Source organism: Burkholderia ambifaria AMMD (assembly GCF_000203915.1).
GTDB lineage: Bacteria > Pseudomonadota > Gammaproteobacteria > Burkholderiales > Burkholderiaceae > Burkholderia > Burkholderia ambifaria.
The window spans coordinates 2790873-2804538 of the sequence record NC_008390.1 but is presented as its reverse complement, the minus strand read 5'-3'; the positions used below and the strand labels follow the sequence as shown (position 1 = coordinate 2804538).

The 13666-nt window shown below is 66.1% G+C and carries 15 protein-coding genes; 10 read left to right on the top strand and 5 right to left on the bottom strand.

Going from position 1 to position 13666, the window contains the following annotated elements:
* The first annotated feature begins 88 nt into the window (after positions 1–88).
* The 8 genes from BAMB_RS12875 (at position 89) to BAMB_RS12840 (ending at position 7403) form a co-directional block, all read left to right on the top strand.
* Entirely contained in the window at positions 89–544 is a 456-nt protein-coding gene (locus tag BAMB_RS12875) for an FKBP-type peptidyl-prolyl cis-trans isomerase (RefSeq protein WP_011657706.1), read from the top strand.
* 2 nt (positions 545–546) lie between these two features.
* Positions 547–1527, top strand: a complete 981-nt coding sequence (ispH, locus tag BAMB_RS12870) for a 4-hydroxy-3-methylbut-2-enyl diphosphate reductase (RefSeq protein ID WP_006750051.1) — start codon at positions 547–549, stop codon at positions 1525–1527.
* Positions 1528–1798: 271 nt separating this feature from the next.
* Positions 1799–2629 (top strand): hypothetical protein, encoded by an 831-nt coding sequence (locus tag BAMB_RS12865; protein ID WP_011657705.1) that lies wholly within the window; start codon positions 1799–1801, stop codon positions 2627–2629.
* Positions 2630–2840: 211 nt separating this feature from the next.
* Complete coding sequence (locus BAMB_RS12860; protein WP_006757318.1) at positions 2841–3791, top strand: branched-chain amino acid ABC transporter permease; 951 nt, start codon at positions 2841–2843, stop codon at positions 3789–3791.
* Positions 3792–3810: 19 nt separating this feature from the next.
* On the top strand, positions 3811–4980 hold the full coding sequence (locus BAMB_RS12855; protein ID WP_011657704.1) for an ABC transporter permease subunit: 1170 nt from the start codon (positions 3811–3813) through the stop codon (positions 4978–4980).
* A gap of 24 nt (positions 4981–5004) precedes the next feature.
* Positions 5005–5781, top strand: a complete 777-nt coding sequence (locus tag BAMB_RS12850) for an ABC transporter ATP-binding protein (RefSeq protein ID WP_006750047.1) — start codon at positions 5005–5007, stop codon at positions 5779–5781.
* Positions 5781–6497, top strand: a complete 717-nt coding sequence (locus BAMB_RS12845) for an ABC transporter ATP-binding protein (RefSeq protein ID WP_011657703.1) — start codon at positions 5781–5783, stop codon at positions 6495–6497. The genes BAMB_RS12850 and BAMB_RS12845 overlap by 1 nt, the downstream gene beginning before the upstream one ends.
* Before the next feature lie 234 nt (positions 6498–6731).
* A complete protein-coding gene (locus BAMB_RS12840; protein WP_011657702.1) occupies positions 6732–7403 on the top strand; it encodes a DUF2278 family protein in 672 nt (223 codons plus the stop codon).
* Positions 7404–7424: 21 nt separating this feature from the next.
* Here BAMB_RS12840 and BAMB_RS12835 read toward each other — a convergent pair whose 3' ends face one another.
* The 3 genes from BAMB_RS12835 to BAMB_RS12825 form a co-directional block, all read right to left on the bottom strand.
* A complete protein-coding gene (locus BAMB_RS12835; protein WP_011657701.1) occupies positions 7425–7892 on the bottom strand; it encodes a GNAT family acetyltransferase in 468 nt (155 codons plus the stop codon).
* A gap of 13 nt (positions 7893–7905) precedes the next feature.
* A complete protein-coding gene (locus BAMB_RS12830; protein WP_011657700.1) occupies positions 7906–9090 on the bottom strand; it encodes an acetylornithine transaminase in 1185 nt (394 codons plus the stop codon).
* Positions 9091–9384: 294 nt separating this feature from the next.
* Positions 9385–10416 (bottom strand): CDP-6-deoxy-delta-3,4-glucoseen reductase, encoded by a 1032-nt coding sequence (locus tag BAMB_RS12825; RefSeq protein WP_011657699.1) that lies wholly within the window; start codon positions 10414–10416, stop codon positions 9385–9387.
* A gap of 106 nt (positions 10417–10522) precedes the next feature.
* Between BAMB_RS12825 and BAMB_RS12820 the strand changes: the two genes are divergently transcribed.
* Positions 10523–11560 (top strand): NAD-dependent epimerase/dehydratase family protein, encoded by a 1038-nt coding sequence (locus tag BAMB_RS12820; RefSeq protein ID WP_011657698.1) that lies wholly within the window; start codon positions 10523–10525, stop codon positions 11558–11560.
* Here the strand turns inward: BAMB_RS12820 and BAMB_RS12815 are convergent.
* Together BAMB_RS12815 and BAMB_RS12810 are read right to left on the bottom strand one after the other, a co-directional pair.
* A complete protein-coding gene (locus BAMB_RS12815; protein ID WP_011657697.1) occupies positions 11543–11731 on the bottom strand; it encodes a hypothetical protein in 189 nt (62 codons plus the stop codon). The genes BAMB_RS12820 and BAMB_RS12815 overlap by 18 nt on opposite strands.
* Before the next feature lie 108 nt (positions 11732–11839).
* Entirely contained in the window at positions 11840–12556 is a 717-nt protein-coding gene (locus BAMB_RS12810; protein WP_011657696.1) for a pseudouridine synthase, read from the bottom strand.
* Between the two features lie 314 nt (positions 12557–12870).
* On the opposite strand from BAMB_RS12810, the gene BAMB_RS12805 reads away from it, so the two are divergent.
* The gene (locus BAMB_RS12805; protein WP_011657695.1) at positions 12871–13644 is read left to right on the top strand and encodes an SDR family oxidoreductase; all 774 of its coding nucleotides are present in this window, start codon (positions 12871–12873) and stop codon (positions 13642–13644) included.
* Positions 13645–13666: the final 22 nt, after the last annotated feature.

Here is a 13666-nt window from a genome sequence, read left to right as displayed (position 1 = left end):
TTCAGCCTTGCGCGCTCAGGTGACTTACAATATTGGCTTTGCGCCGGGCCTTTCGGCCAGTTCGGGCGCCGACGAACACGAGTAATCCATGAGCCTCATCGATCTATCCGAAGTGAAGCCCGGTTCCCATGTCACGCTGCATTACCGGCTTGCACTTGCCGACGGCGCCGACATCGTCAACACCTTCTCCGACAAGCCCGCCACGCTGCTGCTCGGCGCGGGCCAACTGGCGCCCTCGCTGGAACAGATTCTGCTCGGGCTCCGGGTCGGCGACCATTCGACTTATCAGCTAACGCCCGAGCAGGCGTTCGGTCCCCGCAATCCCGACATGCTCCAGCGCGTGACGCTGTCGACGCTGCGCGAGAACGGGATGGTCGGCGACGATTTCACGCCGGGCGAGCTGATCGAGTTCAACGCGCCGGACGGCGGCCGCTATGCAGGGGTGCTGAAGGAAGTCAGCGAAACCTCGGCGCTGTTCGACTTCAATCATCCGCTCGCGGGCCAGGCGCTCACGTTCGAAGTGAAAATCATCGGAATCCTGTAATCATGAGTACCACCGATACGCTGTCCGGGCAGACCGTCGCCGCCGATGCCGAAATCCTGCTGGCCCAGCCGCGCGGCTTCTGCGCAGGGGTCGACCGCGCCATCGAGATCGTCGAGCGCGCGATCGCGATGCACGGCGCGCCCATCTACGTGCGTCACGAGATCGTCCACAACAAGTACGTGGTCGAGGATCTGAAGAAGAAAGGCGCGATCTTCGTCGAGGAACTCGAGGAAGTGCCGGCCGGCAACACCGTGATCTTCAGCGCGCACGGCGTGTCGAAGGCCGTGCGCGACGAGGCGGACGTGCGCGGGCTGCGCATTTACGACGCAACCTGCCCGCTCGTCACGAAGGTGCACGTCGAAGTGGCGAAGATGCGCCAGGACGGCGTCGACATCGTGATGATCGGCCACAAGGGCCATCCGGAAGTCGAGGGCACGATGGGGCAGGTCGAGCGCGGCATGCATCTCGTCGAAAGCGTGGAAGACGTCCAGAAGCTCGAGCTCGCCGATCCCGAGCGCATCGCGCTCGTCACGCAGACGACGCTGTCCGTCGACGACGCGGCCGAGATCATCGGCGCGCTGAAGTCGAAGTACCCGAAGATCCGCGAGCCGAAGAAGCAGGACATCTGCTACGCGACACAGAATCGCCAGGATGCGGTGAAGTTCATGGCGCCGCAGTGCGACGTCGTGATCGTCGTCGGCAGCCCGAACAGCTCGAATTCGAGCCGCCTGCGCGAAGTGGCCGAGAAGCGCGGCGTGGCCGCGTACATGGTCGACGCGCCCGACCAGATCGATCCCGCGTGGGTCGCCGGCAAGCGCCGCATCGGCGTGACGGCCGGCGCATCGGCGCCCGAAGTGCTCGCCCAGGCCGTGATCGCGCGGCTGCGCGAGCTCGGCGTGCGCAACGTCCGCGCACTCGACGGCATCGAGGAAAACGTGTCGTTTCCGCTGCCGCGCGGCCTGAATCTGCCGCCTGCCGTCTGATTGCCGCATCGCACCCGCGGTACTCCAAAAGCGCGCCTCCGGGCGCGCTTTTTTTGCGTCGTGAAAAACGACATCGCAACCATTATTCACATTAATAGTGCAACCCGGTTGCTATCCCCGCGCTTAACCGTCTCTCAAAATTGGTTGCAATGCAGGAAAACCCCATCGAATCAGGAATATTGGCGTCCTGTAAATGGAGTTACAATGCGCCCGTTTTCAAGCCGGAATGGCTTTGAAATCGGGTTTTGGGAAGGCGCGGGAGACCTATTCGATGCATGTGAAGTTGGCTTACGCCAAGTTCGTCGCCGCACCGGTTGCAATGCTTGCCGGTCGCAGCAAAAAGAGCGACGACAGGGCGGGTGGGGAGGCTGCGGCATACGCAGTACCGGCGGGCAGCGACGTGCACGCTGCCGGAACCGGTCGTGCGACGCCGGCGGCGTGCCGCATGGCGCAATCGGACGGTGACAAGGATAACGGGGCACGTTTGGCGATCGAGGATTTCAACGCGCAGGGCCCGAAGATCGGCATGCATTCGGCACGGCGGGCAGCATGCGCCGGTAACGCTGCGGCCAACCGGGCGACGGGCACGCGGGTCGCCCGACAACGAGCCGCCGATGCGGCAGCAGCAGGGCGCGTCATCCGACGGACGCCCGGGTCTCGGGGCAACACAGGCAGCGTGCAGATGTCGGTGATCCCCTTTCATTTCGATTCGACGAAACGGCATGTCGCCGCGACGCGCGGCGCGGCGGGCGGCGTGCTTCGTTTCACGAATTCCGATGCAGTCCTGACGAAAGTCGGACGCCACCTTCGCGATGCCCGTTCGGGCGCCGCGCGGGCGGCAGCGGACGGCTGGCTTGCCAACGAGGCGCCGGCGTCCTGCATCGGAGCGCAAATCCCTGGCGGCAATGGCATGTGCGCCGTCAAGGTGGTCGAGCACGCGGGCGACGCGGCGCGGAACCTGATCTGCCCGGACGCGGGGTTCGCCCCGACCCGGACGGAAAAAGGCGTGGACTTCGGGAAACCGGAGGCCGGCCGTTTCGGCACGCTGCCCTACGACTTCAAGGAGGCCAAGTACACCGTCCTCGATGTCGTGACGATTTAGCGACAGGACCCTCGATGGCACCGGAACAGTGCGGTGCCGTTTTTGTATCCGCTCCGGCGGCAGGTCCGGCCGTACAGGCCGGGCGGCGCGCGCCGGGACGATCCACCCTTACCGGTATCGACTAGTACCCGCAGTGTCGCCGAGAAGGCGCGATTCCTCGCTTACCCGCGGGGCGCAACGTCCTCCGGCAGCATGGGCCAAGGAGCTTTAAATGGATATTTTCGTCCAGCAGGTTCTCAACGGGCTGGTGCTCGGCAGTGTGTACGCCATCATCGCGTTGGGCTACACGATGGTGTACGGCATTCTCGGCATCATCAACTTCGCGCACGGCGACGTGCTGATGATCGGCGCGATGGTTGCGCTGTCGGCCATCACCGTGCTGCAGAACCACTTCCCCGGACTCGGCAACGTCGCGACGCTGACGATCGGCCTGGGCATTGCGGCGGTCGTATGTGCGTTCGTCGGTTTCGCGATCGAGCGCGTCGCGTACCGGCCGCTGCGTCGCGCGCCGCGCCTCGCGCCGCTGATCACCGCGATCGGCGTGTCGATCCTGCTGCAGACGGCCGCGATGATCATCTGGTCGCGCAACCCGCTGCCGTTCCCGCAATTGCTGCCGACCGATCCGATCAACGTGATCAAGGCGACCGACACGACGCCGGGCGCCGTGATCTCGGTCACTGAAATCGTGATCATCGCGGTGGCGTTCATCGTGATGGGCGGCCTGCTGCTGCTCGTGCACAAGACCAAGCTCGGCCGCGCGATGCGCGCGATCGCCGAAAGCCCGAACACGGCAAGCCTGATGGGCGTGAACCCCAACTTCGTGATTTCCGCGACGTTCATGATCGGCTCCGCTCTCGCCGCGCTGGCCGGCGTGATGATCGCGTCCGAATACGGCAACGTGCACTTCTACATGGGCTTCATCCCCGGCATGAAGGCGTTCACGGCGGCGGTGCTCGGCGGGATCGGCAACCTCGGCGGCGCGATGGTGGGCGGCGTGCTGCTCGGCCTGATCGAGCAGCTCGGTGCCGGCTACATCGGCAACCTCACGGGCGGCGTATTCGGCAGTAACTACCAGGACGTGTTCGCCTTCATCGTGCTGATCATCGTGCTGGTGTTCCGTCCGTCGGGCCTGCTGGGCGAACGTGTCGCGGATCGCGCGTAACGGAAGGGGAGCAAACAACATGACATCCATTCAACCGATCGAATCCTCGACGTCGCTCGTCGAAGAACGCAACATCACCAAGACGGTCATCATCGGCCTCCTGACCGCGGTCTTCGTGATCGCGGCGCCGATCATCATCGGCTCGGCCGGCGGCAACTACTGGGTCCGCGTGCTCGACTTCGCGATGCTGTACGTGATGCTCGCGCTGGGTCTTAACGTGGTGGTCGGCTTCGCCGGCCTGCTCGACCTCGGCTACATCGCGTTCTACGCGGTGGGCGCGTACACGGCGGCATTGCTGAGCTCGCCGCACCTCACCTCGCAGTTCGAGTGGATCGCGGCGCTCGCGCCGAACGGGCTGCACATCCCGTTCCTGCTGATCGTGCCGATCGCGATGGCGCTGGCGGCCACCTTCGGGATCCTGCTCGGTGCGCCGACGCTGCGCCTGCGCGGCGACTACCTGGCGATCGTGACGCTCGGCTTCGGTGAAATCGTCCGGATCTTCATGAACAACCTCGACCGTCCGGTGAACATCACCAACGGCCCGAAGGGGATCACGGGCATCGATCCGGTGCACGTCGCCGGCTTCAACCTGTCGCAGACGCACTCGCTGTTCGGCTTCCAGCTGCCGTCGGTGTACATGTACTACTACCTGTTCGTGCTGTGCTCGCTGCTGGTGATCTGGGTCTGTACGCGCCTGCAGCACTCGCGTATCGGCCGCGCGTGGGCGGCAATCCGCGAAGACGAGATCGCGGCGAAGGCGATGGGCATCAACACCCGTAACGTGAAACTGCTCGCGTTCGCGATGGGCGCATCGTTCGGCGGCCTGTCGGGCGCGATGTTCGGTTCGTTCCAGGGCTTCGTGTCGCCGGAATCGTTCACGTTCTGGGAATCGATCGTCGTGCTGGCCTGCGTGGTGCTCGGCGGCATGGGCCACATCCCGGGCGTGATCCTGGGCGCAGTGCTGCTCGCGATCTTCCCGGAATTCCTGCGCTCGACGATGAGCCCGCTGCAGCATGCGCTGTTCGGTCATGACATCGTCGATACGGAAGTGATCCGTCAGGCGCTGTACGGCCTCGCGATGGTGATCATCATGCTGTACCGCTCGGAAGGCCTGTGGCCCGCGCCGAAGCATGAGGACAGGATCGCGAAACTGGCGAAGCGCGCCAGCAAGAAGCCGGTGCGCGCTTAATCGACGGACACAGGGGATACACACATGAGCGACAAGCAAATCCGACTGTCCGTGCAGGGCGTGAACAAACGCTTCGGCGGGCTGCAGGCACTGTCCGACGTCGGCCTCGAGATCAAGGAAGGCGAGATCTACGGGCTGATCGGCCCGAACGGCGCCGGCAAGACGACGTTCTTCAACGTGATCACGGGCCTCTACACGCCGGACTCCGGCGAGTTCAAGCTCGATGGCACGGAATACAAGCCAACCGCGGTGCACCAGGTCGCGAAGACGGGCATCGCGCGCACGTTCCAGAACATTCGCCTGTTCGGCGGGATGACCGCACTCGAGAACGTGATGGTGGGTCGCCACGTGCGCACCAAGCACGGGCTGCTGGGCGCGGTGTTCCAGACGCCGGCCGAGCGCAAGGAAGAGCGCGAGATCAAGGAGCGTGCGATCGAGCTGCTCGAATACGTCGGCGTGCTGCAGTACGCCGACTACACGTCGCGCAACCTGTCGTACGGCCACCAGCGCCGGCTGGAAATCGCCCGCGCGCTCGCCACCGACCCGAAGCTGCTCGCGCTCGACGAGCCGGCGGCCGGAATGAACGCGACCGAGAAGGTCGAACTCACGCGCCTGCTCGACAAGATCCGCTCGGACGGTCGCACGATCCTGCTGATCGAGCACGACGTGAAGCTCGTGATGGGTCTGTGCAACCGGATGACGGTGCTCGATTACGGCAAGGTGATCGCCGAGGGTCTGCCGCAGGACGTGCAGAAGAATCCGAAGGTGATTGAGGCATATCTCGGCGCAGGGGTGCACTGATGGCAGCGGCAATGTTGAAAATCAAGGGCTTGCAGGTCAACTACGGCGGCATCCAGGCCGTCAAGGGCGTTGACATGGAAGTCCGTCAGGGTGAGCTCGTGACGCTGATCGGCGCGAACGGCGCAGGCAAGACCACGACGATGAAGGCGATCACGGGTCTGAAGCCGTATTCGGCGGGCGATATCGAGTACGACGGCAAGTCGATCAAGGGCGTGCCGTCGCACGAGTTGCTCAAGCGCGGCCTCGCGATGGTGCCGGAAGGCCGCGGGATCTTCGCGCGGATGTCGATCATCGAGAACATGCAGATGGGCGCGTACCTGCGCAACGACAACGAGCAGATCAAGAAGGACGTCGACCGGATGTTCGGCTTCTTCCCGCGTCTGAAGGAGCGTGCGACGCAGCTGGCCGGCACGCTGTCGGGCGGCGAGCAGCAGATGCTGGCGATGTCGCGCGCGATTCTCTCGAAGCCGAAGCTGCTGCTGCTCGACGAGCCGTCGATGGGGCTGTCGCCGATCATGGTCGAGAAGATCTTCGAAGTGGTGCGCGAGATCTCGAAGGAGGGCATCACGGTGCTGCTGGTCGAGCAGAACGCGCGCCTCGCGCTGCAGGCGGCCGACCGCGGCTACGTGATGGACTCGGGCACGGTCACGATGGAAGGTGATGCGAAGAAGATGCTCGACGATCCGAAGGTGCGGGCCGCGTATCTGGGTGAATGAGCGGGCCCGGGGCGGCACGCGGGCGGATGCCGGCGTGTCGCGCCAGGGCTTTCGAAAGGCTGTCACGGGGTTCCGTGACAGCCTTTTTTCATGCGGCGCGCCCGACGGCGAACTGTGCGCGCGGATGCGACTCCATTGATTCGATAGTTGCACCGGCCGTCCGCTACCGGCCCTCCGCAAACCGACTCGCGGGCTGCGTAGCATGGTCGATCCATCGGGACACGGAGAGCACGCATGAGTCTGGACTACGGTTTCGTGAAGGCGAAGGTGACGTCGGTGGCGAAGCTCAAGGGCTCGCCGCACGGCAGCGAGATCCAGTATCACATTCACCTGACGCTCGCGTTGCCGACGGGCGACTGGGACGTCGCGATCAACGTCGGCACCAACGACGCGGACGACCTTTTGAACTACAAGCTCGTCTACGATTTCCATCATCCGGTCACGGCGACGCTCGCGGCCGCGGCCGAAGGCTATACGGATCTCACCGGGCAAACGGCGCTGCCGGCGCTCGACTATCTGCGCAGCGACATCCTGAACGAGACGGGCGCATGGCGTGCCAGCGCCGTCATGGACGGCACCGAGAGCGCGGAGCCGATTCCGTCGCTGCTGCGGCTCGTCAACGCCGCGCAGTCGCAGGAGCTCGACGTCGTCGTGTTCGGCCGCACGTATGCGCAAGGCAACGGCATCCACGACACGCACATGAACCAGGGTTCGACGGGCTCGAACTACCTGCACCGCGCGGGCAACGACCACAACGATCACAACGACGTGTGGCAGGACGGCGCGTTGATCGTGCGCGTGAGCGACACGCAATGGGCCGCGTATTTCGCGGCGTTCGAGAAGCAGGCCGTGCCGACCGACGCGCTCGGCAATCCGCTGCCGGACGCGGGGCCGATCACGCGCTGAGGCGGGCGGCTGCCGGCGTCGTCAGGCGGCCGGCAGCGTCTTGCCGAACGAGATGCGTTCCTCGACGCGATAGCCGAGCGCCGCATAGAAGCGGCACGCATCGTCGTTGCCGGGCAGCACCTGCAGATTGATCTTCAGGCAGCCGCGCGCGGCGAGCGCGCGTTCCGCATGCGCGATCAGCGCGCGGCCGATGCCGAGTCGCCGCGCGTCGTTCGACACACCGAACGAGTAGAGCCAGCCGCGATGTCCGTCGAAACCCGCCATCAGCGTGCCGACCACCCGCGCGCCGCAGGTCGCGACGAAGAACAGCTCCGGCTGCGTCGCGAGCTTCAGCTCGATCGATCGCAGCGGATCGCGGTGCGGCGGCGCGCCGGCTTCGTCGTACTGCGGGAAGGCGTCGCGCCAGACGGCCAGCACGGCATCGGTGTCGGCGCGTTCGAACGGGCGGATGGCAATAGCATCGGCGACAGTATCGGCGGCGGCATCCATCGCGGCAGTCTCCTTAGAGCGTGTCGAGGATCGACCGCAGCATCGCCATCATCTGGTCGATTTCCTCGGTCGTCACGGTCAGCGCGGGCATGAAGCGCAGCAGGTTCGGGCGCGCCGCGTTCAGCAGCAGGCCGTCGGGCTGCATGTCGCGCGCCTTCTCGACGATCTGCGGGCCGATGTCCTTGCCGAGCAGCAGCGCGCGCAGCAGCCCTTCGCCGCGCTCGCCCTCGAAGCCGCGCTCCTCCGACAGTTCGAGCAGCTTGCGCTTCAGGTATTCGCCGCGCGCCCGCACGCCTTCGAGGAAGCCGGGTGCGACGAGTTGCGAGATCACCGAATAGCCGGCCGCCGTCATCAGCGGGTTGCCGTTGTACGTGCCGCCCTGATCGCCGGCCTCGAATACCGCGACGTCGGCCTTCGACAGCAGCGCCGCGAGCGGCACGCCGCTGCCGATGCCCTTGCCGAGCGTCATGATGTCCGGCTCGATGTCGGACAGCTCATACGCGAACAGCGTGCCCGCGCGGCCGCAGCCGCTCTGCACTTCGTCGACGATCAGCAGCAGGTTGTGCTGCTTCGTCAGCGCGCGCAGCTCGCGCATGAACTCGGGCGTCGCCGGAATCACGCCGCCTTCGCCCTGGATCGGCTCGAGCATCACCGCGACGGTCTTGTCGGTGATCAGCTTCTCGACCGAGTTGATGTTGTTCAGTTCGGCCTTCGGGAAGCCCGGCACCTGCGGCGCGTAGATGGTGTCCCAGCCCGGCTTGCCGCTGGCCGACATCGTCGCGAGCGTGCGGCCGTGGAAGCTGTGGTCGAACGTGATGATCTCGTACGCGCCGTTGCGGAACTTGCGGCCCCACTTGCGCGCGAGCTTGATCGCGCCTTCATTGGCCTCGGCGCCGCTGTTCGTGAAGAACACCTTGTCGAATACGCTGTGCTGCGTGAGCAGCCCCGCGAGCTTCGCCATCGGCTCGTTGTAGAACGCCGGTGACGGGTTCAGCAGCTTTTCCGCCTGGGTCTTCAGCGCTTCGACGACGCCGTCGTTGCAGTGGCCGAGGCTGTTGACGGCCCAACCCTGGATGAAGTCCAGATAGCGCTTGCCCGTGTGATCGTAGAGCCACGAACCCTTGCCGTGCGTAAACACGATGTCGGGGCGGTTCGTGATGTACATCAGCGAGTCGATCGGGTAATCGTTCAGGGGCATGGCAGCAGACTCCAGCGGGCGTTGAAAGGGAAACGGGCAATAAAAAAGCCACGGAAGGCCGTGGCTGGTGGATCGAACAGCTTGTGCGTAACCGGTGAAGCGGAGGAGGGTTACGCGCGAGTCCGTGACGAGCCGGCGGCATCCGGGCGGAGCGGCGAGCGGCGACGTCGGAGAGCGGACAGGAAGCGGTTCATGTGCGCAAGCATAAGGCATCCCGCGCCCCACTGTAAACCGCCGCGATGCCACGGATGTGACACGGCGGCGCGCAGCGGCAGGCGCGGGCGCGCCCGGTGCTCAGACCGGATGCGCGAGATCGGCGGCGCTCGTGAACGAGTCCGCGTAGAACTCGTCGGCCGGCAGCGCGTGGTGTTGCGTGAAGTCGCGCTGCGCGGATTCGACCATCACCGGCGCGCCGCATGCGTACACCTGGTAGCCCGACAGATCGGGCAGATCCTCGATCACCGCGCGGTGGACGAAGCCGGTGCGGCCGGTCCACTGGTCAGCGTCGTCCGGCTCGGACAGCACCGGCACGTACTTGAAGTTCGGGATCTCGCGCGCCCATTGCTCGGCGAGCTCGCCGAGGTAGAGATCCTTCTTGCGGCGCGCGCCCCAGTAGAGCGTCATCGGGCGCGTGATGCCCGTGTGCTTCACGTGCTCGATGATCGCCTTGATCGGCGCGAAGCCGGTGCCCGACGCGAGCAGCACGATCGGCTTGTCGGAATCCTCGCGCAGGAAGAACGTGCCGAGCGGGCCTTCGAAGCGCAGGATGTCGCGCTCTTTCATCGCGCCGAACACGTGATCGGTGAACTTCCCCCCCGGCATGTGGCGGATGTGCAGCTCGACCGGGCCTTCCTCGTGCGGCGCGTTCGCCATCGAGTAGCTGCGGCGCGAGCCGTCCTTCAGGATGAACTCGACGTACTGGCCCGCGAGGTATTGCAGGCGCTCGTTGGCGGGCAGCTGCAGCTTCACGACCATCACGTCGTCGGCGCGGCGCTCGAGCGCGGCGATCCGGCACGGCAGCTTCTTCACCTGCACGCCGTCGACGCCGGCGATCTCACGCACGTCGATCTCGAGGTCGCATTGCGCCTTCGAGCAGCACAGCAGCGCGAGGCCGCGCGTGCGCTCGTCGTTGGACAGCGCGGACGCGGCGTGCGGGCCCTGTTCGATCTGGCCCGACACGATCTGACCCTTGCAGGAGCCGCACGCGCCGTTCTTGCACCCGTACGGCAGATGGACGTTCTGGCGCAGCGCCGCCGCCAGCACGGTTTCGTCCGACTCGACCTGGAACTGCCGGCCGCTTTGCTTGAGAGTAACGTTGAATGCCATAGAACCAAATAGAACAAAATGTGGGGACCGTGCATGTCGCGCACGGCAGCTACAATGCAAACCCGTTGCGCGCCGCGCAACGGTGGCTACTGATTTCGCAACCAACATGATCGCGACTCGAATCCTGCGCCGCCCGCGCGCACTGATCGTCGGCTGCGGCGACGTCGGCCTGCGCTGCGTCGCGCAATGGCGCGCCGCGCGCCGCGACCTGCGCATCGTCGCGCTGACGAGCCATCCGGGCCGCTGCGACGAATTGCGCGCGGCAGGCGCGACGCCGATCGTCGGCGACCTCGATCGCCGGCCGACGCTCCGACGGATCGCCGGGCTCGCCCGCACGATCCTGCATCTGGCGCCGCCGCAGTCCGACGGCAGCGACGATCGCCGCACCCGTGCGCTGATCGCCGCATTGTCCGTGCCTGCGCGGCGACCCGCCGCACCGTCGGTGTCCGCGGTCGGCCGGCTTCGCACGCTGCGCGGGGCGACCCGACAGGCCGGCGCGCCCGGTCGGGCAGCGCGTATTGTACCCGACGCCCTTCGCGCGCCGACGCTCGTCTACGCCAGCACGACGGGCGTCTACGGCGATTGCGGCGGGGCGCGAATCGACGAAACGCAGCCGCTGCGCCCCGCGAATCCGCGCGCGTTCCGGCGCGTGTCGGCCGAGCGTCAGTTGCGGGCGGCGACGGTGCGCGGCGCGTTGTCCGCGCGCATCGTGCGCATTCCCGGCATCTATGCGGCGAACCGGCTGCCGCTCGCACGGCTCGAGCGCGGCACGCCGGCGCTGGATGCGGCCGACGACGTCTACACGAATCACATCCACGCGGACGATCTCGCGACGATCCTGCGCCGCGCGGCCGTGCGCGGCAAGCCGGCGCGCGCCGTGCACGCGTCGGACGACAGCGAACTGCGAATGGGAGAGTATTTCGACCGGGTCGCGCGGGTGTTCGGCCTGCCGCCGCCGCCGCGCATCAGCCGCGCGGACGCCGAGCATCAGCTCGAGCCGACGTTGCTGTCATTCATGCGCGAATCGCGGCGCCTGTCCAATGCCCGGCTCAAGACCGAATTGTGCGTGACGTTGCGCTACCCGACCGTAGACGAATTCCTTCAAACGCTCGCGCCGCGCGGCGCGTCAGGTCAGCGCCGGTAGCGCCTCGATCAGCAGGAAGCACAGCAACGCGCCGATCAGCGCGCCGATCAGGTTCGGACTGTATTTGTGCTTCCTGTGCATCATGGCCAGCAGTGCGCCGATCACGATGACGCCCATGACCGCGAACGCGATCATCACGTACGACAGTTCCAACGAATGATTGATGTTCATGATGTGTCTCCCCCTGCATCGCTGCTCATACAGCTTGTGATTTCAGTATAGCGGGGGATCGTGCGGCCGAGATGCGGCCAGACACCGAACGGTCGTGCGGATTTTCCCTTAGAGGGTTTTGACGGGATCGCGCAGCGCCGACAGCTCGCGTTCCCCGAGCCAGCGCCACGCGCCGGGCGCGAGATCCTCCGGCAGCGTGAAGCCGCCGATGCTTTCGCGGTGCAGCGCCTCGACGCGGTTGCTGGCCGCCGCGACCATGCGTTTCACCTGATGGTATTTGCCTTCGAGGACGGTCAGCGCGAGCGCGTGCGTGTCGCGCGCGTGGGCGGCGACCGCCGCGATCGGCTTCGGCTCGCCGTGGAGCTGCACGCCGGCGCGCAGCGCGTTCAGCTGGGTGTCGTCGAGCGGATGGCGCACGGTCGCGACGTAGGTCTTCGGCACCTTGCGCTTGGGCGACGTGTACGCGTGCACGAACTGGCCGTCGTCGGACAGCAGCAGCAAGCCCGTCGTGTCCTGGTCCAGACGGCCGACACACTGCACGCCGCGTGCGACGAGCGGCGCGGGCAGCAGGCTGAACACGCTCGCGTGGTGTTGCGGGTCGCGCGAACACTCGTAGCCGGCCGGCTTGTTGAGCGCCAGATACGCGCGGGCGTGGAACGGCCAGGCGGTGTCGTCGACCGTGAAGACGAGGCCGTCGGTGTCGAACGACGCGTCGGGGTCGGTCGCGCTCGCGCCCGCGACGGTGACGCGGCCCGTTTCGATCAGGCCGCGGCACTGGCGGCGCGAGCCGAAGCCCTGCGTGTAGAGAATGCTTTCGAGATCCATAGCGCGCGCATTCTATCAAGCGGCGGGGCGGCACCGGCACGAACGCGCTCGCACCGGGAAGCTCCCGGTGCTCTGTGCGCGGTCATTCTTCACGGAAAGTCATGCCATTCGATTCGCTGCTGTTGAGCCGGCAGGCCGCCGCCGCTAGCGTGTCGCGTCGGACAGATCGACCGGACGCCGTCTTTGCGGCAGCCCACCATTCCGGCCGAATGATTGGATCGTTTTTCTGGATAATTCATCCAGCCGTGCCCGGCTGACCGTCGCGTCGTGCGTGCCTACACTCCTAGCTCATTCAACGCTGAAAGGAGTCAACCGTGGCCACTCACACGCTCGCAGACAAGGTCGTCCTGATCGCAGGCGGCGCCAAGAATCTCGGTGGCCTGATCGCCCGGGACCTGGCCGGCCACGGCGCGAAGGCGGTGGCGATTCACTACAACAGCGCGGCGTCGCAGGCGCAGGCCGAAGAGACGGCTGCCGCCGTGCGGGCGGCCGGCGCGCAGGCCGCGACGTTCCAGGCCGACCTCACGACGGCCGCTGCAGTCGAGAAGCTGTTCGACGACGCGAAGCAGCGCTTCGGCAAGATCGACATCGCGATCAATACCGTCGGCAAGGTGCTGAAGAAGCCGTTCACCGACATCTCCGAGGCCGAATACGACGAGATGTTCGCGGTGAACAGCAAGTCGGCGTTCTTCTTCATCAAGGAGGCGGGGCGGCACCTCGAGGATCACGGCAAGCTCGTCACGCTCGTGACGTCGCTGCTCGGCGCGTTCACGCCGTTCTATGCGGCCTACGAAGGGTCGAAGGCGCCGGTCGAGCACTTCACGCGCGCCGCGTCGAAGGAGTACGGCGCGCGCGGCATCTCGGTGACGGCGGTCGGGCCGGGTCCGATGGACACGCCGTTCTTCTATCCGGCCGAAGGCGCCGACGCGGTCGCGTATCACAAGACGGCGGCCGCGCTGTCGCCGTTCAGCAAGACGGGCCTCACCGACATCGAGGACGTCGTGCCGTTCATCCGTCATCTCGTGACCGACGGCTGGTGGATAACCGGCCAGACGATCCTGATCAACGGCGGCTATACGACCAAGTAACGGGCCGTGCCGGCGGGCGCCG

What these genes read in the sequence shown, in the direction of transcription:
- ispH (WP_006750051.1), top strand. Translation starts at nt 547, where the DNA reads ATGAGTACCACCGATACGCTGTCCGGGCAGACCGTCGCCGCCGATGCC.
- BAMB_RS12875 (WP_011657706.1), top strand. Translation starts at nt 89, where the DNA reads ATGAGCCTCATCGATCTATCCGAAGTGAAGCCCGGTTCCCATGTCACG.
- BAMB_RS12845 (WP_011657703.1), top strand. Translation starts at nt 5,781, where the DNA reads ATGGCAGCGGCAATGTTGAAAATCAAGGGCTTGCAGGTCAACTACGGC.
- BAMB_RS12865 (WP_011657705.1), top strand. Translation starts at nt 1,799, where the DNA reads ATGCATGTGAAGTTGGCTTACGCCAAGTTCGTCGCCGCACCGGTTGCA.
- BAMB_RS12810 (WP_011657696.1), bottom strand. Translation starts at nt 12,556, where the DNA reads ATGGATCTCGAAAGCATTCTCTACACGCAGGGCTTCGGCTCGCGCCGC.
- BAMB_RS12820 (WP_011657698.1), top strand. Translation starts at nt 10,523, where the DNA reads ATGATCGCGACTCGAATCCTGCGCCGCCCGCGCGCACTGATCGTCGGC.
- BAMB_RS12850 (WP_006750047.1), top strand. Translation starts at nt 5,005, where the DNA reads ATGAGCGACAAGCAAATCCGACTGTCCGTGCAGGGCGTGAACAAACGC.
- BAMB_RS12860 (WP_006757318.1), top strand. Translation starts at nt 2,841, where the DNA reads ATGGATATTTTCGTCCAGCAGGTTCTCAACGGGCTGGTGCTCGGCAGT.
- BAMB_RS12830 (WP_011657700.1), bottom strand. Translation starts at nt 9,090, where the DNA reads ATGCCCCTGAACGATTACCCGATCGACTCGCTGATGTACATCACGAAC.
- BAMB_RS12835 (WP_011657701.1), bottom strand. Translation starts at nt 7,892, where the DNA reads ATGGATGCCGCCGCCGATACTGTCGCCGATGCTATTGCCATCCGCCCG.
- BAMB_RS12840 (WP_011657702.1), top strand. Translation starts at nt 6,732, where the DNA reads ATGAGTCTGGACTACGGTTTCGTGAAGGCGAAGGTGACGTCGGTGGCG.
- BAMB_RS12855 (WP_011657704.1), top strand. Translation starts at nt 3,811, where the DNA reads ATGACATCCATTCAACCGATCGAATCCTCGACGTCGCTCGTCGAAGAA.
- BAMB_RS12815 (WP_011657697.1), bottom strand. Translation starts at nt 11,731, where the DNA reads ATGAACATCAATCATTCGTTGGAACTGTCGTACGTGATGATCGCGTTC.
- BAMB_RS12825 (WP_011657699.1), bottom strand. Translation starts at nt 10,416, where the DNA reads ATGGCATTCAACGTTACTCTCAAGCAAAGCGGCCGGCAGTTCCAGGTC.